The following is a 19,600-nucleotide window of genomic DNA, read 5'->3' on the forward strand; positions in this document are numbered from 1 at the left end:
ATGATCATTCTTCTGGTCATGACGTTTCGCGACAAGCTCGAAGCAAGTCAGACCTGGAACAACCGTCAGATGGAGACCGCGCTGGAGCAGGGGGATGTAGCGGCAGTAGTAATCACACAGAACAAAGAAGTACCTACGGGCGTTCTGCGGGTGACGCTTGACAATGGAGAGATCAAATACGTCAATGTCACGGATGTCAATGCGGCCGGGGAAATGCTGGCGCAGTACGAGGATGACATAGAGATCAGTACAACGGATGTAGAAAGGGACAGCATGTTCCTTACCACGCTGCTTCCGGTACTCCTGACCGGGCTTTTGCTGCTTTTGTTTTTTGGCATGATGAACCGTCAGGCAGGCGGCGGCAATGCAAAGATGATGAATTTTGGCAAAAGCCGTGCGCGTATGATCAGCCCGGATGCACGCCGCGTGACCTTTAAGGATGTGGCAGGGCTGCAGGAGGAAAAGGAGGATCTGGAGGAGATCGTTTCCTTTTTGAAAGAGCCGTCAAAGTTCGTGCAGGTAGGAGCAAGGATCCCCAAGGGTGTGATCCTGGTCGGACCTCCGGGAACAGGAAAGACGCTTCTGGCAAAGGCAGTTGCCGGAGAGGCGGGCGTACCGTTTTTCAGTATTTCAGGGTCTGACTTTGTGGAGATGTTCGTCGGAGTGGGCGCATCCCGTGTCAGAGATTTATTTGAGGAAGCAAAAAAGCATCAGCCGTGTATCGTATTTATTGATGAGATCGATGCTGTGGCAAGACGCAGAGGCACCGGCATGGGCGGCGGCCACGATGAGCGGGAGCAGACGCTCAACCAGATGCTTGTGGAGATGGATGGCTTTGGCGTGAACGAGGGTGTGATCGTCATGGCTGCGACGAACCGGGTAGATATTCTGGATCCTGCGATCCTGCGTCCGGGGCGTTTTGACCGTCAGGTGGCAGTCGGACGTCCGGATGTCCGGGGACGCGAAGAGATCCTTCAGGTGCATGCAAAGGGCAAGCCGCTTGCAGAGGATGTGGATCTGCAGGAGGTCGCTCGGACCACTGCAGGATTTACAGGCGCCGATCTGGAAAATCTGATGAACGAAGCTGCGATCCATGCGGCGAAGGAGCAGCGTTCTTATATTAAGCAGGAGGATATCAACCGTTCCTTTATCAGGGTTGGGATCGGAGCAGAAAAGAAGAGTCTCGTGATCTCGGAAAAGGAAAAGCGGATCACTGCATACCACGAGGCGGGGCATGCGCTGTTGTTCCATCTGCTGCCGGACGTCGGTCCGGTGCATACGATCTCGATCATTCCGACCGGACGCGGTGCGGCAGGCTATACGATGCCGCTGCCGGAGCGTGATGAGATGTTTAACACCAAGGGCAAGATGCTCCAGAATATTATCGTGAGTCTGGGCGGACGCGTGGCAGAGGAGCTTGTGATCGGAGATGTTACGACCGGCGCTTCTGCGGATATCAAGCAGGCAACAGGCGTGGCGCGCGCGATGGTGACGAAGTTCGGTATGTCGGATACGATCGGCCTGATCAATTATGACAATGAGGACGACGAGGTATTCATCGGGCGGGATCTGGCGCATACCAGATCGTATGGCGAGGCTGTTGCCGCACAGATCGACGCAGAGGTAAAGCGTATCATTGACGAGGCGCATCGGACAGCGAAACAGATGGTGTCCGAGCATATCGATGTGCTCCATGCATGCGCAAAGCTCCTGATCGAAAAAGAAAAGATCGGCAGAGAGGAATTTGAAGCATTATTTGAGTAACAGCTTTGCCATGCACAAAGCTACAGAAATCTGAGTTTGGGCCTGTCTGCGAATGAGGAGTTTCCGTATATAAATCATAAGAACTGGAATTGTGCAATACTGACAAAAACAGACATGCATTTTTGTGAAGTTTGTGCACACTTAATTGGGAGACGATGCTATAATAACCATCGTAAAACCCCCCAATACATTATATAGTTTTTGCTACACCCCAATTAGAAGAAATACCTTCTCCAAGGAAAAAGGCAGCCGGACGGCTGCCTTTTTTCATTGTTGTGCGAATGGAGAAAGTTGGTTATAATGAAAGAAAACGGTGATGGGACAGGCGGCAGGTTTCGTGTGCCGGAAAACAGGAGGAAAGAATGGAGCAGCAGCCAAAGATACTTTTCCAGAAAATGAAATATGCTCTTCTTATGCGCCCGGTTTTTAATACTGAGGCGCTCTTTAGCGATGAGACAGAAAATTTTGTCAGTCCTATGGAACCTGCGGCAGGGGATAAGGTGAAGATCCGGATCCGTACGCAGAAGGACAATGCAGATTCGGTGTATTTTATCAGTGGAGCAGTAAAGAAAGAAATGGAGCGGGAATTTCAGGAAGGCCGCTTTGATTATTATGTGACAGAGGTAGAGCTGGGGGAGGAGCCGCTGCACTATTATTTTGAGATCCAGAATGGCCAGGCGCGCTGTTTTTATAATCGCCTGGGTGTTTCGAGAGATCTGCAGCAGAGCCGGGCGTTTTGTATCACGCCGGGATTTTCCACCCCGGACTGGGCAAAGGGCGCTGTGATGTACCAGATTTTTACGGACCGTTTCTGCAACGGGGATCGGGAGAACGATGTGCTTGACAGGGAGTACAGCTATATCGGCGCACACACCGAGCGTGTGGCGGACTGGGATAAGATCCCGGCGGAGATGGGAGTGCGCGAGTTTTACGGCGGAGATCTGCAGGGCGTCATTGACAAGCTGGATTACCTGCAGGAGCTCGGCGTGGAGGTACTGTACTTTAACCCGCTGTTCGTCTCTCCGTCCAATCACAAATACGATATACAGGATTATGATTATATTGATCCTCATTTCGGAAAGCTTGTCCGGGATGAGGGGAATACGCTGCCGGACTGGGAGCAGAGCAACAGGGGCGCGTCCCGCTATATCAACCGAGTGACAGGACTTGACAATCTGGAAGCCAGCAATGAACTGTTTATCCGGCTTGTAGAGGAGCTGCACCGGCGCGGGATGCGGATCATTCTGGACGGAGTATTTAATCACTGCGGTTCTTTTAATAAATGGATGGACCGGGAGCGCATATATGAGCATCAGGAAGGCTATGAGAAGGGCGCGTATATTGCGCAGGACAGCCCGTACCATTCGTTCTTCAAATTTTATAATGAGCATGAATGGCCATATAATCCATACTATGACGGGTGGTGGGGCCATGATACGCTGCCAAAGCTCAATTATGAGGGATCCCCGAAGCTGGAAGAGTATATCCTGCGGATCGCGAAAAAATGGGTGTCTCCTCCCTACAATGTGGATGGATGGAGACTGGATGTGGCGGCAGATCTGGGATTTAGTCAAGAGTACAACCATGCGTTCTGGCGCAGGTTCCGTCTGGCAGTCAAGGAGGCGAATCCGGACGCGCTGATCCTGGCAGAGCACTACGGGGACGCTGCGCCATGGCTGCAGGGAGATCAGTGGGATACTGTGATGAATTATGACGCTTTTATGGAGCCTGTGACCTGGTTCTTTACCGGTATGGAGAAACACAGCGACAGCTACCGGCAGGATCTTGTGGGAAATGCAGACGCCTTTGTGGGAGCCATGGTGTATCATATGGCGAGCTTTATGGCGCCGTCCCTGCAGGTAGCCATGAATGAGCTGTCCAACCACGACCATTCCCGTTTCCTGACAAGGACGAATGGCAGGGTAGGAAGGCTGCATACGCTCGGAGCGCAGGCGGCCGGCGAGGGGATCCGGCCGGCAGTGATGCGGGAGGCGGTTGTCATGCAGATGACATGGCCGGGGGCTCCGACGGTTTATTACGGTGATGAAGCGGGTGTGTGCGGCTTTACAGACCCGGACAATCGCCGGACCTATCCGTGGGGGAGGGAGGATCAGCAGATGCTCGCCTTCCATAGACGTGCGATCGCGCTGCACCGGAGATACCCGGTCCTGATACACGGTTCGCTTTGCTTTCTGTACGGCGCTTATCAGTGTCTGGCGTATGCGAGATTTAGCAGAAGCAGTCAGATCGTGGTTATTTTTAACAATCATGAGCAGGAGCAGGAACTCTGTATTTCTGTGTGGGAGGCAGGCATCACGAATGAGCAGGTGCTGCGTCAGGTATTTGCGACAGATGCAGAAGGCTTCTGCGAAGAAGAGCTGATCTATCCGGTCTATTCCGGAGAAGTCACCGTGCGGATGAAGGCGACGTCCGCACTCGTGCTGGTGGCGGAGGAGGCAGTCCCGGTCCGGGGGGCAGGAGAGTCTCTGGAAGAAAGACGAAGGGAGTTTGAAGCGGAGGAAGTGCTTCTGGATGGACTGTCTGAGGGAGCAGAGAAGATAGAGCTGCAGGCATATACGGCGCAGGATACCGGCGGAGTCTGGCAGGATCCGGAAGAAGAGTCCTGATAAAAAGGGATATGACATAAAGGGATAAGACACGAAGAGAAAATTAAGAAAACATCAAGATAGTTTTAACCCGGGCTTTCTTTTCTTTTTCTGCGGATCCGCTTAAAATAGAAGAACAGACGGTGATACAAAAGCGATCTGCCGGGAAGAAAAGGAGATACCTATGATGAGGAAAAAGACGATATGGATCATGGCCGTGCTGCTTTTGCTGGTGGCAGGAGTGACAGGTGCATACATTGCGATCGGTACGTATTATGAAACTCATTTTTTTGAGAATGTTTCGATCAACGGGATTGACGTCTCTGATCTGACTGCGCAGGAGGCAGAGAAGCTGATCGCGGATCAGGCGGAGGATTACCGCATCACGCTTACGACAAAGGAAGGGGCGCAGGAGACGATCGAGGGGAGCGATTTCGGATACCGTTTTGTGTCGCACGGCGAGGTGCGGGAGTTTCTGGATGAGCAGAACGGGTACGCATGGCTTCCGGCGTATCTGGGGGCGGGCCGCAGCTATACGATGGAAACGTCCATGACGTATGACAGGGAAAAGCTTGAGTCTGCTCTTCTGGCTCTTTCCTGCATGCAAAAGGAGAATGTCACTGCGCCAGAGAACGCGAAGCTTGCGCAGCAGGAAGACGGAACCTATGTGATCGTGCCGGAGACAGTGGGCAATAAGCTCTCCAGAAAAAAGGTCATGGCGCTTCTGGAGCAGTCGGTGGAGAGCGGACAGAAGGCCGTCGATCTGGAAAAAGAGGGCTGCTATAAGCTGCCCGGGGTATATCAGGATGATGAAAAGCTGCGGGCAGAAGCGGCAGTCCGCAACCGCTATGGCTCGATCACAGTGACGTATGATATGGGCGGCGGCATTACGGAGGTGCTGGATAAGGCTACGATCGCTTCGTGGTTTTCTCTGGATGAAAATATGCAGCCGGTGTTTGACTATGAGGCAGTGGCGGCATGGGTGAACCAGCTTGCAGATCAGTACGATACGATCGGGGATTGTCTGCCCTTTGTCACTTCAAATGGAGAGACGGTCTATCCGGAGTCCCGTACCTATGGATGGCAGATGGATCGTGAGGCAGAGGCGCAGGAGCTTTATCAGATCCTTCTTGCGGGCGACTCTGTGAGCCGCAGTCCGGTGTGGGCAGAAGGGGCGCAGACACGCGGAGAAAATGATATAGGAGAGACATACGTGGAGATCGACTATACGAATCAGCGTATGTGGTATTATAAGGACGGACAGCTTCTGGTGGAGACGCCGGTCGTGACAGGAAATGTCAGCGCAGGTATGGCTTCTCCAGAGGGTGTATTCTGCCTGGTGGGCAAGCAGGAGGATGCAGTCCTCACAGGCGAAGACTACAAGACGCCGGTGGACTACTGGATGCCGTTTTATGAGGGCGTAGGTATCCACGATGCCGATACGTGGCGTACAGCTTACGGTGGAGATATCTACCAGTGGAGCGGGTCGCATGGCTGCATCAATACGCCGACAGCACAGGCGGCAGTCATCTTTGAGAATATCGAGGAGGGTACTCCGGTCATTTGCTACAGCTCTGCTGTCAACTATGGGTATGCTCAGACGGGCAGCAGTGCGGGCGGCGGAAACGCCGGAGCTGGCGGAAACAATGCGGCAAATGGAAACGGCGATATAGTGATCGTTGGAGAGGATGACAGAGAAGACGACGACAGGGAAGAAGAGGACTGGGCGGATGAGTCGCTGTACTACGGAAATGCGGAATTTCCGATCGTGATAGAGGATGAGGGGAGTTACAATGGGGAGCAGGTGATTTACTGAGAGAAATCCTCTTTTTGGAATATTGCTATTGACATTTGCTTTGTAATATGACAATAATATTGTATGATGACGGAAAGGCGTGGCAATATGAGAGGAGGTAAGAATGAAAGCAGCAGTAGTAACTCAGGAGCATAAATTGGAAATTTGGGACGTTCCTGTACCAGACATCGGAGAGTATGAAGTCTTATGTAAAATTTGTTATGGAGCAACATGTGCTGGAACGGATTTGCGTTTGATACAGGGTGGACATCCAAGACCTATTTCTTATCCAACTATATTAGGGCATGAAAGTGTTGGGCGCGTTGTTGAGGTTGGAAAAAAAGTGAAAAATTTTAGAAAAGGTGATTTGGTAAGCCGAGTTGGAGCTCCAAACGGATTAAGACCAGAGTTAGGGGTAAGTTGGGGTGGCATGGCAGAGTATGGAATTGCAAGAGATCATTGGGAATTACGTCGGATTGGAGCTCCAAATAATTTATGGGATAAATATCGAGTAAATCAGGTGATTTGGCCAGGCATAGATGAAAAAATTGCACCATTAATTATTACATTACGAGAGACGCTTTCTTATTATCAAAGATTGCAGATTCCAGAAGGGAGTAAAGTACTCATTATTGGTTCGGGGGCGAATGCACTTGCGTTTGCTATGTTTGCACAGATGGCGAAGTGTCAGGCTATAGTGCTTGGAAGTGCGCAACGCAGAACTCACTTTAATAATTTGGGGATAGTATCCTATATTGATTATAAAGAAGAGAATAGAAAGACAATTTTATGCGAACTATTAGGCAAGAGACAATTATTTGATTGTATTATTGATGCGGTGGGAAGCTCTAGTACTGTTAATGAGACGTTGGATTTACTGAGTGAAAACGGAGTCATAGGTATATATGGATGGAATGATCGGGCAAATAGTGGAATTCATACATTTTCAGCTAAAAGAAGTTTTCGCATATATGCAAATGGGTATGATGAGGAAGAAGCCCACGGAGCAGTTTGTGCACTTCTGCTCGAGGGAAAAATAAATTATAGGGTGTGGTATGATATAGAACATCCTGTTGCGTTAGAAGATATCGATAGGGCATATGCAGCACTAATGCGTCATGAAGCAGTAAAGTATTTGATAGAAATGTAAATAGAGTATTATCGAAGGATAGTTTTGTTGTGTTTATGTGAAAAGCAGACAAAACTATCCTTTTTATGTATAGCTTTAATAAATATATTTTTAGACAAAGTGCATAAAAAAGAAAGTTATAAAATAAATCATATATTCACAATTGACATCTGTATGGAAAAATGATAAAATGACATCATGCAATAATATAAGTAGCGCGCGAACATAACATGTAAAAAGTAGCAAACGTAAAGTTATAGTGTAAAAGGAGGAATTTGCCATGAGATTAAAAAAAATGTTAGCTGGATTATTGTCTGTAGCAATGCTCGTAAGCGCTGTGCCTGTTGCAGTGTCTGCTGAGGCAGATGATGCAATTACATTTGGGGTTATTTGTTCTATTACCGGAAATTTCCCGCTTGCAGGCGAAAATACGCAGAAGGGTGTCAACCTTGCTCTGAAGGAGATTAATGAAGCGGGTGGTGTACTTGGAAAAGAGTTGAAGGTAAGTTTTCAAGATGATCAGGGAAATCAGACAGGTGGTATGAATGCAGTTAATCGTCTGATTAGTGAAAAAGTTGTGGCAATTATAGGACCTAATATGAGTAGTAATGTTATTGCAATGTCTGATGTAGTTGCTTCATCAAAAATGCCAACATTAGTGGGAGGAACAAGTCCTAAGATTGAAGATTTAGGAAATGAATATATTTTCCGCATTAGACCGTCTGATAATATTACTGCTTCTGCAGCGGCACAGTTTATGTGTGAAGAACAAGGGGTAAAAAAACTGGGATTAATTTATAATACAGACGATTTTGGTACAGGGGCAAAAGGCGTGATCGAAGAATATCTTGCTGATAAAGATGTAGAACTAATAGCAGAGGGGGTTAATTCTGGAGATACAGATTTGTCCGGTCAGATTACAAAGATGATGGCTGAAGACGTAGAGGGGATGATTTATTGGGGACATGACGCAGAGGTTGCCATTCTTGCTAGGCAAGTAAATGAGCTTGGACTTGAAATTCCAATTGTTACATCAGGATCGCTTCCGCAAGTAGTAAGTGCAATTGATGGAACTTATATTGACGGATGGTATGTAGCGCTTGATGAATGTATGAATGAACCGAGAAAAGAGATTGAAGATTTTGTTGAAGCTTATAAGAAAGAGTACGAGGATTCGATGCCAGAGCTCTATGCGGCAGCATTTTATGGTGCAACAAAATTGTTGGCAGACGCTATTGAACGTGCTGGAAGTACAGACAGTGAGGCAATTTGTAAAGCGCTTAAAGAGACAAAGGATTTTCCGGGAATTATTGGAGCTTACAATTATCAAGAAAACCATGATATGTTGAGCAATTGCTCGATTATGCAATACGACGTAGATAAAAATGAAATTTTTGTTTCTAATATTACAGTAGAATAGATTACACGCGTCAGGAAGCGAGTACAGGAAGACCGAATAGAGGGTAGTATGACAAACGGCGCAGGCCGGGCATGCTGCCCTTAAAAAATACAGAAAGAAGTCTATTACTGTCCTGCCAAATGTTCATAGAAACCGAATTAGATAAGGGAGGAAGAAAATGGCAAGTCAGATTATTCAGCTGATTATTAATGGAGTCGCTATGGGATTCATATATGCGCTCGTGAGTATGGAATATACCATAATTTATAATTCTACGGGTTTATTGAATTTCAGCCATGACAAGTTTATTACATTAGGAGCCTATATTTTTGCAGGTACATTTGTTTTGGGGATTGGTGTTAATCCCATTGTAGGCGTTTTGGCTACGATTATAACAATGTTTTTGTTTGGCGTGATTGTTGCAGTGGGAATCTTTAATCCACTGAGAAATATGCCGTCCCGTTTGTTTGCGATTATGGGAACAATTGCGCTTGGAAGAATTATCAGTGAGGCAATTAGACTAATATATGGGGCAACAGCAAAGACAGTTCCAGGTTTTATTACAGGTGTATATAGGATTGGAAGTATTGTAATTTCAAAAGCTACTTTAGTAATTATAGGAGTATCCATTCTTGTAGTTGTTATTTTACAAATTTATATGATGAAGACTAAAGCAGGTAAAGCAATGCGGTGTGTTAATCAGAATAAAACTGCCGCGACATTGATGGGGATTAACGTATCTCGGAGCATTATGATTACGATTGCAATTAGTGCAGTAATTTGTACGATTATCGGTGTTCTGGTTGTACCGCTTTACAGTATTAATGTCAGTATGTCAAATACAATTGGACTGAAAGGATATGCAGCAGGCATTATTGGTGGTTTTGGATATTTGCCCGGTGCGATTATTGGAGGGCTTTTAATAGGTGTTATTGAAAACTTAAGCACGGTAGTGATTGCACCAGTATATAAGGACTGTGTTTCTTACATTATTATGATTATCGTAATATTGATTCAGCCAAGAGGCTTAAGAGCGTTGATAAGGCGAAAAAAATGATAGGAGAAGAATATGAAAGAGAATAAAAAATATTTAAAGATTTTCTTGTATACATTACTTGCTATCGTTCTTTTAATTCTGCCTGAAATTATTTCTAATTCATATTATCAATTATTGATTAATCAGACATTGATAAATGCGATAGTAGTAATGGGGCTTAATTATATTACAGGAATGACAGGTCAAATGAATATGGGGACAGGTGGTATTTATGCGCTAGGTGCGTATGGCATGGCGCTTCTTACGACAAAAACAGGTTTGTCACCATGGTTGGGACTATTGCTCGCGATAGTATTAGGGCTATTAATTGGAAGAGGACTTGGGTATCCAAGTTTGAGGATATCAGGAATTTATTTGGCGCTTACGACTATTGCATTTGCGGAAGTAGTGAGATTATTACTTACAAATTGGTCGGATTTTACAGGTGGCGCGATTGGTGTTCAAGGTATCCCTAAATTTTCTATTTTTGGATATACTTTAGATACTGATCAAAAGTATTATTATATGCTACTTGTTTTAACTGCTATTTTGGCAATTACGGCGAAACGAATTATTTCCTCTAAATGGGGACGTGTGTTTCAATCCATTAAGGATAATCCAGATGCGGCAGAAGCGTGTGGTGTAAATATTGCCCAGATTAAGATTTTGGCATTTACATTAGCGGCAGTCTATGGCTGTATTGGCGGGGCATTGTATTCTTGCCTTATGGGATATATTAGTTCAAATACGTTTAATCAGGATTTATCAATCAACTATTTGATTATGATGATGTTGGGAGGTATTGGTTCTGTAGCCGGAAATATTCTTGGAGCTGGTCTTGTTACAATACTTCCGGAAATGTTGAAAGTGCTTGAAAATTACTATTGGCTGATATTTAGTATTATTATGTTAATATTTGCGATTTTTATGCCGTATGGCTTGGTGTCCGTACCTGGAAAAATTATGAGATATTATAAGAGCAAAAAGAAACGTTGGTGAAAGGGGTGGCGAACGTGGAAACAGTATTGAAAATAGATCATTTGACAAAAAAATTTTCTGGTCTTGTTGCAGTAAATGATTTATCAATTGAAATGAGAAAGCATACAATCCATGCGCTAATAGGACCGAATGGATCAGGAAAATCTACAACGGTAAACCTCGTTACAGGATTTCTTAAAACTTCAGAGGGAACGGTAAAATATCATGGAGAGGAAATACAGGATAGGCCTATTCATGAAATTTCTAGGAAAGGAATTAGTCGCACTTTTCAGAATCTTAAGCTTTTTAAATCTATGACTGTACTGGAGAATTTAATGGTAGGCGGACATTCAAAAACAGAGCAAGGTATATTAAATTTTCTTGTGAATCCGGTTAAAGCACGTCAGGAAGAGAAAATGTTGAAAGAAAAAGCTGAAGATATTCTTAATACACTCGGCATGTATGAATTGAGAAATGAAAATATAGGGAACATTGCTTATGGACGTCAGAAAGTTACAGAATTAGGTAGAGCTTTAATGTGTGATCCTAAACTATTATTTCTTGACGAGCCAGCTGCTGGCTTAAATCCAACGGAGCGTGTGGAATTCGTTTCAATATTGCTAAAAGTATTTGAGTCAGGAATTGACCTGTTTTTAATTGAACATAACATGGACGTAGTTATGAATATTAGCAATATGATTACAGTTATTAATTTTGGAACTAAAATAGCTGAGGGCACGCCGAAAGAGGTACAGAATGATACACAAGTAATTTCTGCATATCTCGGAGATAAGTACAGAAAGTAGGGAGGCTTAATATGCTGAAAGTTAATAATATTGATGTGTATTATGATAAAGTTCAGGCTTTGTTTGGTGTGAGCATTGAAGTGCACCAAAATGAAGTGATTTCAATTATTGGATCTAATGGGGCAGGAAAGTCTACACTTATGAAAACTATTATGGGATTGAATAATGCAAAAAAAGGAACAATAGAGTTTGAAGGGGAACGTATTGATACGGTAAAAGCTCATTCTATTGTAGGAAAAGGAATCGTATATGTTCCAGAAGGAAGAGAAATTTTTCCGGATATGTCTGTTATAGAAAATTTAGAGATGGGTGCATTTTCAAAGAACTATACAAAAGAACAAATGAACCAGAAAATGCAGGAAGCGTATGATTTGTTTCCAAGGTTATATGAAAGAAGAAATCAGCTTGCAGGAACTATGTCTGGAGGAGAACAACAGATGTTGGCGATTAGTAGAGGATTGATGAGTGATCCTAAACTGATTATGTTTGATGAACCATCCTTAGGATTAGCACCTGTTTTGGTGGATGAAATGTTTGAGGCAATTGTCAGGATTAATAAAGAAAAGAAAAAAACAGTGATCATTGTGGAACAGAATGCGTTTATGGCTATTAGTATTTCTGATAGATGTTATGTACTGCGGAATGGTCTTGTGACAATGGAAGGAGAGTCTAAAGAGTTACTTGGTAACGATGAAGTGAATAAATCATATCTGGGTGGTTAAAGGAGGCTGGAAAATGGAAGCTTTTAGTCAGATAGGATATGTGGTGAATCAATCAGATAATGTAGCAACAGCGTTAGGAAATTTATCTGAAGGGAGTATATCACTTACAGGAAAAGCTGAGAAGCGTAAAAGTATAAAAATTTTGGAAGCAATTACTTTAGGGCATAAGTTTGCATTAACAGATATTTCCTGTGATATGCCGATTATAAAGTATGGTGTTGTAATAGGCACAGCGACGAAAGATATTCGGGCAGGTGAATATGTACATCTTCATAATATGAGAAGTAATTTTGATATGAGGGCAGCAACTTTTGATGCAGTAACAGCAAATTCTACGGATATGGAATATATCATATATTAGGTGGTGCTTATGGAAAAATGTGTAATTACAAAGGCATGGCAGAGAAAAGACGGGAAAAAGGGAATCCGAAATAAGATATTGATTATCTATACAGTGGAATGTAGCAAGCATGTAGCAACGTCCATAGCCCTACACTTTCAAAATAAAAATGAAGATGTAGATGTTACTGGGAGCCTCGCGTGTTTAGATAATCAGGTTATTATTCGGAGACTGTTGAAGTATAGCGTACATCCAAATGTTGGCGGTGTGTTAGTAATAGGACATGGCTGTGAATATATCCGACCAGAGCGTTTAGTTACAGTTGCAAGAGAACACGGACGAGAAGCAGAATATTTAATTTTGCAGAAAAATGGAGGGACAGAAGCTGTCATTACCAAGGGGATAGAGATTGTTGAGAAAATGCTGCGAGAATTATGCAAAGTTCCGAAAAGTGATATGTATTGCTCAGAGCTTATAGTTGGTGCCAAGTGCGGAGGCAGTGATTTCACATCCGGATTAGCAGGTAATGCGCTAATAGGAGAATTTTTTGATTGGTTGGTTAGGCAACAAGCAACCGTAATGATTGAAGAGATGGGAGAGGCTGTCGGACTTAAAGATTATTTAGTATCAAGAGCAGTAAACAGTCGAGTGGGAAGAGATATCGCAATGACTTATGATAAGACAATTGATTTTTGTAAAAAGTTTGGTCAGTTTTCTATTTCACCGGGAAATTTTAAGGGTGGTCTTACTACTATCGAAGAAAAAAGTATGGGAGCAGTTGTAAAAAGTGGGAGTAGTTTAATTCAAGGGATTTTAAAAATTGCTCAGTCCCCTCCAAGAAAGGGGCTTTGGATTTTGGATGTAATTCCTGATTATCGAGTAGAGCCTGGATTTTATCAAGGAGGAGATGCAAGCGGATTGATGGATCAGATTGCGTCAGATTGCCATTTACTCTTGTTTGTGAGTGGGCGTGGACATGTTGGTGGGACTCCTATTGCACCAGTAATCAAAATTACAGCCAATCCGGATACGTATGTGAAGATGGGAAAGGATATAGATGGTGCTAGAATATAAATAGTACAAGTCAAAATGAGAATTCCTTATAAGAAAAATCATGGTACAATGTAGGTACCGCACTGAAGGAGGAACTCATTATGGCAAAGCACTATGACAAACAATTTAAGCTGGATGCAGTCCAGTATTATCATGATCACAAGAACTTAGGACTGCAAGGCTGTGCTACAAACTTAGGAATCAGTCAGCAGACATTATCACGCTGGCAGAAAGAACTGCGTGAAACAGGTGATATTGAAAGCCGTGGTTCCGGTAACTATGCTTCTGATGAAGCAAAAGAAATCGCACGATTAAAACGAGAATTACGAGATGCACAGGATGCCCTTGAAGTATTAAAAAAAGCAATCAACATTCTGGGAAAATGACGGAAGCCATTTATCTCGAAGTTAAGGAGATGGCAGAAACTGCCCATAAGGCAAAACGCCGGGTTTCTGTCTCCGGAATGTTGAAACATCTTGGCGTTTCTCGTTCTGGTTATCATGCATGGCTAAAACGTGTTCCTTCTAATACAGAAAAAAGACGTGAAGCCGTAAAAGCTAAAATCAAAGATATTTATGATGAATCTAAACAGAATTATGGTGCCCCTAAAATTACCAGGGAATTGCGTAAATCAGGAGAAATCATCTCCGAGCGTACCGTTGGTAAGTATATGAAACAAATGGGCATCAAAGCTCAATGGAGCAAGCCATGGACCATCACGACCAAAGATTCTGACTTCAGCAGCGAATTAAAAAATATCCTTGATGAACAGTTTCATCCAGAACGACCAAATGCTGTTTGGTGTTCTGACATCACATATATCTGGACGATAGACGGATTTGTTTATCTGACCAGTATTATGGACTTATATTCCAGAAAAATCATTGCCTGGACACTTTCCAAAACATTGGAAGTATCCTGCGTGATTGAAACAATAAAGAAAGCCAAAGCAAGACGCAATATCGATAAACCTTTAATTTTGCATTCAGACCGCGGAAGCCAGTATGTATCAAAAGAATACAAACGTGTAACCGCAACCATGCAGTGTAGTTATTCTAAAAAGGCATATCCATGGGATAATGCATGTATTGAGTCGTTCCACTCCCTGATTAAGAGAGAATGGCTGAATCGGTTTAAGATTCGAGATTATGATCATGCATATCGTTTGATTTTCGAATATTTAGAAGCATTCTACAATACGAAACGAATTCATAGTCACTGTGATTATATGTCACCAAATGATTATGAAGAGCTGTATCGTAGGCTTCAGCAGGGCGAATTGCAGATGGCAGGTTAAGATGAGGAAAACCTCATTTTAACTTGTACTAAATCTTGACATAGGACCAAGACATTAATGCATCAGGATTGTTGGGAGGTGGAGAAACAATGGAAACTTTATTTGAGCGTTTACAAAAAGAGGTAAGGGATGTTTGCGGTGGTAAAAAGACCTGTGCGGAATTAAATGGACACAGAGAAGGAACTTTATTCTTTAATTATCAACATCCTAATAGGGTAATTCCTCATTGTTATTGATAAAGGAGGATAGCATGAACATTTTTGAGCAACTTTTACAGGAAGTGAAGCTTCCCAAGATGCTTCCAGTAGAATTTACCGTTGAAAAGGGAAGAATAGCACGTGAAGAGATATTTCCTATTTTACATAAGGCTTTATGTGAAACAGGCTTATTGAAAAGAATAGAACAGGGGAAAACAGTAGCAATTACATGTGGAAGTCGCGAGATACGTAACATAGATGAAATAGAACGTAGCGTTATAACCATTTTAAAAGAAGCAGGAATCAAACCGTTTATATTTGCAGCTATGGGAAGCCATGGAGGTGCAAATGCGCAAGGACAATTGGAGATTCTGTCAGGATATCATGTGACAGAGGAGACAATGGGGGTACCTGTAGTAGCTACAATGGATACGGTATTAATAGGAAAGACAGACAATGGGCTGGAAGTTCATATGGAAAAAAATGCAAATGATGCAGACTATATTATTCCTGTGGGAAGGATAAAGCCACATACAGATTTTCGCGGCAGAATAGAAAGTGGATTGATGAAGATGCTTTGTATCGGATGTGGGAAACAGAAAGGCGCGAATATTTGTCATATGCATGGATTCCCAGCTATGTCGGAAAATGTGACAAAAGTGGCGCGTGTTGTTTTACAAGAAAAAAAGATTCCTTTCGGAATCGCAATTATTGAAGATGCATTTCACAATACATATCATCTGGAGGTGATTGCAGGCGAAGAAATCGAAGAGAGAGAAGCACAACTGTTGGAAATTGCCAAAAAATTAATTCCCGTTATTCCCTTTGAAAAGATAGATGTATTATTGCTTGATGAAATTGGAAAAGATATCAGCGGATCTGGTATGGATCCAAATGTCACAGGACGTAGCGCGATGTTGGGCGTAAGTAAGCCGTTCGTAGAGCGTATTGCTGTTTTTGCATTATCGGAAAAGTCGCATCATAATGGGTGTGGAATAGGATCCGCAGATATTACAACACAAAGATTTTATGAAGATATGGATTTTTTTGTGTCGTATCCAAATGGTTTGACGAGCCATGATCCAGGAAGTATGAGAATTCCACCTGTTATGCCAAATGATAAATGCGCAGTGCAAATGGCTATTCATTCTTGTACACAATATGATCAAGCAATGGGGCATAGGGTTGTATGGATGAAAAATACTTTATGCCTAGAACATTTTATGATTTCTGAAAATTTGCGGGAAGAAGCTGAGAAAAATCCAAATATAAAAATATGTGGAGAGGCAGTAGATTTTCCATTTGATGAGAAAGGAAATTTAAGAGGGTTACCGCCATATAGGTATGAATATGGCGTACATAAAAAGGCGAAAGACAATTAAAAAAATGAGGTGACAATATGAGCTATCGGAAGTTTCAGTATGACAAAATTAGAGAATTATCAGAAATGGTATTTATGTGGCATGGTTTTTCTAAAGACGATGCAGCAAAAATTACAGATGTACTTTTGACTAGTGATCTTTATGGAATTGAGTCTCATGGGGTACAACGTTTGGCGTTATATCCATATGGAATTGATATTGGAAGAATTAAGGTAAATGCAGAATTGGAAATAGTAAAAGAGACCCCGCTGTCTGTATTAATTGATGCGCATGATGCTATGGGGCAACTAGCTGGCATCAGGGCAATGGATATTGTAATCGAGAAGGCCAAGAAAACGGGTATGGCTATTGCAGTGGTTCGTAATTCGAATCATTATGGAATTGCTGGATATTATTCGATGATGGCTGCGAAAGAAGGACTCTTAGGTATTTCTATGACTAATACAGAGGCACTTGTTGTTCCAACTTTCGGAAAACGTCCTATTATGGGAACGAATCCAATTGCAATTACAATGCCTGCTACCCCTCATTGCTTCCATTTAGATATGTCTACAAGTGTAGTAACGGCAGGAAAAATGGAAGTTTATGCGAAAAATAAAAAGCCATTACTTCCAGGATGGTCTGTTGGAAAAGAAGGAACAGAGAATCTTGATCCTGTAGAATTTTTGAATATTCGTGCTACAAAATCTAATGGAGGATTGCTTCCGCTTGGGGGTATAGGGGAGGCACATAGTGGACATAAAGGCTATGGGATTTCGTTAGCAGTTGAACTTCTGACAGGTATTATGGCAGGCGGTTATACAAGTACGTTAGTAAGAAAAGATAAAAGCGTTGAGAAGTGTTGCCATATGTTTATGGCGATTGATTATGGAATGTTTGGAAATAAAAAAGAAATAGAAGAAAGATTTTCGGAATTTTTACAGGAAATTAGAGATTCTGAAAAAGCAGCAGGATGTGATAGAATCTATATTCATGGTGATAAAGCAGAGGAACATTTACAGATGACGCTTAGGGAAAATAGTATCTCATTAAATGAGGCAACATATGCAGAAATAGAAAAATTGTGTATGAAATGTGGTATTCCAGTAAAAGAATATTTAATTGAAATTTAAAATATTTGGAACGAGGCTCTATATTAATGCACAAAGCAGGCACTGATATAGGGCCTTGATTTATATTTTTGAAAGGTTTTTAGAGTTTTTTACAGAATATGGTAAAATCAGCTTGACAATTTGAATGATATGATTATATGGTAGCATAAGTACATAACTGCTGACATAGCATCATTAGACTAGGCGGAAATTTTAAGGTCGGGGAGGTGTGCTGGTTTTAGTTAAAAGTATTAAAAAGGAGTATGTACAAAATGAGGGAAATTCAAAAAGTTTCAATTACGGATATGGTAGTAAATGAATTAAAAAAAATGATTGTAGAAGGTCAATTTGCTCCAGGAGAAAAGCTACCGACAGAAAATGAAATGTGTCAGACTATGAAAGTTAGTAGAACTTGTGTCAGAGAAGCAATTCGCGTGTTACAGGCTTTAGATCTTGTAGATATTTTTCCTGGTAAAGGTGCTTTCGTATCAACAACCCCGATTGATATGAGAGAAAAATGGTACGATGTGCAGGGACTAACGGTAAGCGATTTTATCGAGGTTCGTATGGCGATTGAAACTGTTTCTACACGTTTAGCTATTACAAAAGCTAAAAAGTCACAGGTAGAAAAGTTAAGAAAGATTCATGAATCTTTCATGGAAGCAATAGAAAGACACAATTTAACAGAGCTTATTATGTATGATGAGATGTTCCATTCTGAAATCGTAAATATTACTGGTAATAAGTTGCTGATTAATTTAAACAAGCAATTGATTGTGGCAAATCGGAAATTTAGATGTGAATCATTTATGAATGATGAAGTATATAAAAAGGCAGTCGAACCACATACCCGAATTTATAATTGCTTTTTAAATAAAGATGCAGAACAGGGACAAGTGGAAATGCAACGTCATTTGGAAATTACAGAGGCAGATATGGAGTATCTGGTAAGTGCATTAGAGGCACATTAAGAAAATTAGATAGTGGTGTTATAGCAAGCCGGTATAGAAGAAAATCTATATCGGCTTATTTTTATATTGACAGACAGCATATATTAATATATAATGACATCATACAATATTACAAAAGAAAGGAGAGCAATATGGAAAAAATTAAAGGGATGATTCCGCCGATTGTGACCCCATTTACAGAGGTAGGAACTATTAATGATCTATTAATTGAAAAAGAAATGGATATTAGTTTACAAGCTGGTGTAGATGGACTCAGTGTCGGAGGAAGTACTGGAGAAGGTCCTACGCTAAAGGATGCTGAATTGGCTCATTTGATAAGTTTGGCAAAGAAGCATTTAAAACCAGAGCAACCTGTTGTTTGTGGCATTATGAGAATGTGTACGGAAGATGCGATTCGCACAGGGCTCGTAGCGAAAGATGCAGGGGCGGATGCTATTATGGTAACTCCAACTGCATATAATGCTTTGGTGCCAAATGAAGAAGGAATGTTTGACTTTTATAGCCAGATATCGGAAAAAGTACAGATTCCAATTATTATCTATAATGTCATTCCACAAAATGAGATTAAACCAACACTTTTTAAACGTCTTTTAAAAGAAACTAAGTATGTGCGTGGTGTAAAACAAAGCGTTGGGGGTGTATCAGCACTGTACGCCATGAAGATGTGCTGTGGTGATGAAGGTAAGATATTTGCGGCAACAGATGATATGCTGGCAACTTGTTACGAACTAGGAGCAGACGGAGCTATATCAGCAGCATTGGCAGTATTTCCGAAAGAGTGTGTGGAGATGTGGCATTGTATCCAAAATGGAAACAGAGAGAGAGCCCAGGAACTACAGAGACTGCTATATTATCCCTGGCAGGCACTTGGTGGAAATCAATTTCCAATTCGCTTAAAGTATGCTTTGAAAATTATGGGGAGAGATGGTGGCTATTGCAGGAGCCCTATTGTACATCTTCCAGAAAGTGAAAAAAGAAAGATAGAAGAAGCATTCAAAATATTTATATAAAAAATAATATAGGGAGGGTTTTAC

General features: G+C 42.3%; 18 protein-coding genes. All 18 read left to right on the forward strand.

The window, feature by feature from the left end; translation table 11 throughout:
- The 18 genes from ftsH to QOX44_RS07500 all read left to right on the forward strand — a co-directional run bounded on the left by ftsH (position 1) and on the right by QOX44_RS07500 (position 19,576).
- Positions 1-1,764 carry an ATP-dependent zinc metalloprotease FtsH gene (gene ftsH / locus QOX44_RS07415; protein ID WP_442955390.1) on the forward strand — a complete coding sequence of 588 codons (1,764 nt, stop codon included), beginning with the start codon at positions 1-3 and terminating at the stop codon, positions 1,762-1,764.
- 362 nt (positions 1,765-2,126) lie between these two features.
- Positions 2,127-4,391, forward strand: coding sequence for a glycoside hydrolase family 13 protein (locus QOX44_RS07420; RefSeq protein ID WP_283682369.1), 2,265 nt, complete (start codon positions 2,127-2,129; stop codon positions 4,389-4,391).
- A 163-nt stretch (positions 4,392-4,554) separates the two neighbouring features.
- On the forward strand, positions 4,555-6,186 hold the full coding sequence (locus tag QOX44_RS07425; protein WP_283682370.1) for a L,D-transpeptidase family protein: 1,632 nt from the start codon (positions 4,555-4,557) through the stop codon (positions 6,184-6,186).
- A gap of 103 nt (positions 6,187-6,289) precedes the next feature.
- Positions 6,290-7,315 carry an alcohol dehydrogenase catalytic domain-containing protein gene (locus QOX44_RS07430; RefSeq protein WP_283682371.1) on the forward strand — a complete coding sequence of 342 codons (1,026 nt, stop codon included), beginning with the start codon at positions 6,290-6,292 and terminating at the stop codon, positions 7,313-7,315.
- A 259-nt stretch (positions 7,316-7,574) separates the two neighbouring features.
- Positions 7,575-8,714 (forward strand): ABC transporter substrate-binding protein, encoded by a 1,140-nt coding sequence (locus QOX44_RS07435; RefSeq protein WP_283682372.1) that lies wholly within the window; start codon positions 7,575-7,577, stop codon positions 8,712-8,714.
- A 157-nt stretch (positions 8,715-8,871) separates the two neighbouring features.
- A complete protein-coding gene (locus tag QOX44_RS07440; protein ID WP_283682373.1) occupies positions 8,872-9,750 on the forward strand; it encodes a branched-chain amino acid ABC transporter permease in 879 nt (292 codons plus the stop codon).
- Between the two features lie 12 nt (positions 9,751-9,762).
- On the forward strand, positions 9,763-10,728 hold the full coding sequence (locus QOX44_RS07445) for a branched-chain amino acid ABC transporter permease (RefSeq protein WP_283682374.1): 966 nt from the start codon (positions 9,763-9,765) through the stop codon (positions 10,726-10,728).
- Between the two features lie 14 nt (positions 10,729-10,742).
- A complete protein-coding gene (locus QOX44_RS07450) occupies positions 10,743-11,513 on the forward strand; it encodes an ABC transporter ATP-binding protein (protein WP_283682375.1) in 771 nt (256 codons plus the stop codon).
- An 11-nt stretch (positions 11,514-11,524) separates the two neighbouring features.
- A complete protein-coding gene (locus tag QOX44_RS07455; RefSeq protein WP_283682376.1) occupies positions 11,525-12,235 on the forward strand; it encodes an ABC transporter ATP-binding protein in 711 nt (236 codons plus the stop codon).
- Between the two features lie 13 nt (positions 12,236-12,248).
- Positions 12,249-12,596 carry a UxaA family hydrolase gene (locus QOX44_RS07460; RefSeq protein WP_283682377.1) on the forward strand — a complete coding sequence of 116 codons (348 nt, stop codon included), beginning with the start codon at positions 12,249-12,251 and terminating at the stop codon, positions 12,594-12,596.
- A gap of 9 nt (positions 12,597-12,605) precedes the next feature.
- On the forward strand, positions 12,606-13,649 hold the full coding sequence (locus QOX44_RS07465) for a UxaA family hydrolase (RefSeq protein WP_283682378.1): 1,044 nt from the start codon (positions 12,606-12,608) through the stop codon (positions 13,647-13,649).
- Between the two features lie 80 nt (positions 13,650-13,729).
- The gene (locus tag QOX44_RS07470; protein WP_009261811.1) at positions 13,730-14,014 is read left to right on the forward strand and encodes a transposase; all 285 of its coding nucleotides are present in this window, start codon (positions 13,730-13,732) and stop codon (positions 14,012-14,014) included.
- Positions 14,011-14,925: an IS3 family transposase gene (locus QOX44_RS07475; RefSeq protein WP_283682379.1), complete on the forward strand. Its 915-nt coding sequence runs from the start codon at positions 14,011-14,013 to the stop codon at positions 14,923-14,925. The genes QOX44_RS07470 and QOX44_RS07475 overlap by 4 nt, the downstream gene beginning before the upstream one ends.
- Positions 14,926-14,978: 53 nt before the next feature.
- Positions 14,979-15,161 (forward strand): UxaA family hydrolase, encoded by a 183-nt coding sequence (locus QOX44_RS07480; protein WP_283682486.1) that lies wholly within the window; start codon positions 14,979-14,981, stop codon positions 15,159-15,161.
- Positions 15,162-15,175: 14 nt separating this feature from the next.
- Positions 15,176-16,504: a lactate racemase domain-containing protein gene (locus tag QOX44_RS07485; protein ID WP_283682380.1), complete on the forward strand. Its 1,329-nt coding sequence runs from the start codon at positions 15,176-15,178 to the stop codon at positions 16,502-16,504.
- Between the two features lie 17 nt (positions 16,505-16,521).
- A complete protein-coding gene (locus QOX44_RS07490) occupies positions 16,522-17,616 on the forward strand; it encodes an Ldh family oxidoreductase (protein ID WP_283682381.1) in 1,095 nt (364 codons plus the stop codon).
- A 251-nt stretch (positions 17,617-17,867) separates the two neighbouring features.
- The gene (locus QOX44_RS07495; protein WP_283682382.1) at positions 17,868-18,566 is read left to right on the forward strand and encodes a FadR/GntR family transcriptional regulator; all 699 of its coding nucleotides are present in this window, start codon (positions 17,868-17,870) and stop codon (positions 18,564-18,566) included.
- 131 nt (positions 18,567-18,697) lie between these two features.
- On the forward strand, positions 18,698-19,576 hold the full coding sequence (locus tag QOX44_RS07500; RefSeq protein ID WP_283682383.1) for a dihydrodipicolinate synthase family protein: 879 nt from the start codon (positions 18,698-18,700) through the stop codon (positions 19,574-19,576).
- Positions 19,577-19,600 lie beyond the last annotated feature (24 nt).

The organism is Parablautia sp. Marseille-Q6255, assembly GCF_951230155.1.
In the GTDB taxonomy this organism is placed as follows: domain Bacteria; phylum Bacillota; class Clostridia; order Lachnospirales; family Lachnospiraceae; genus Choladousia.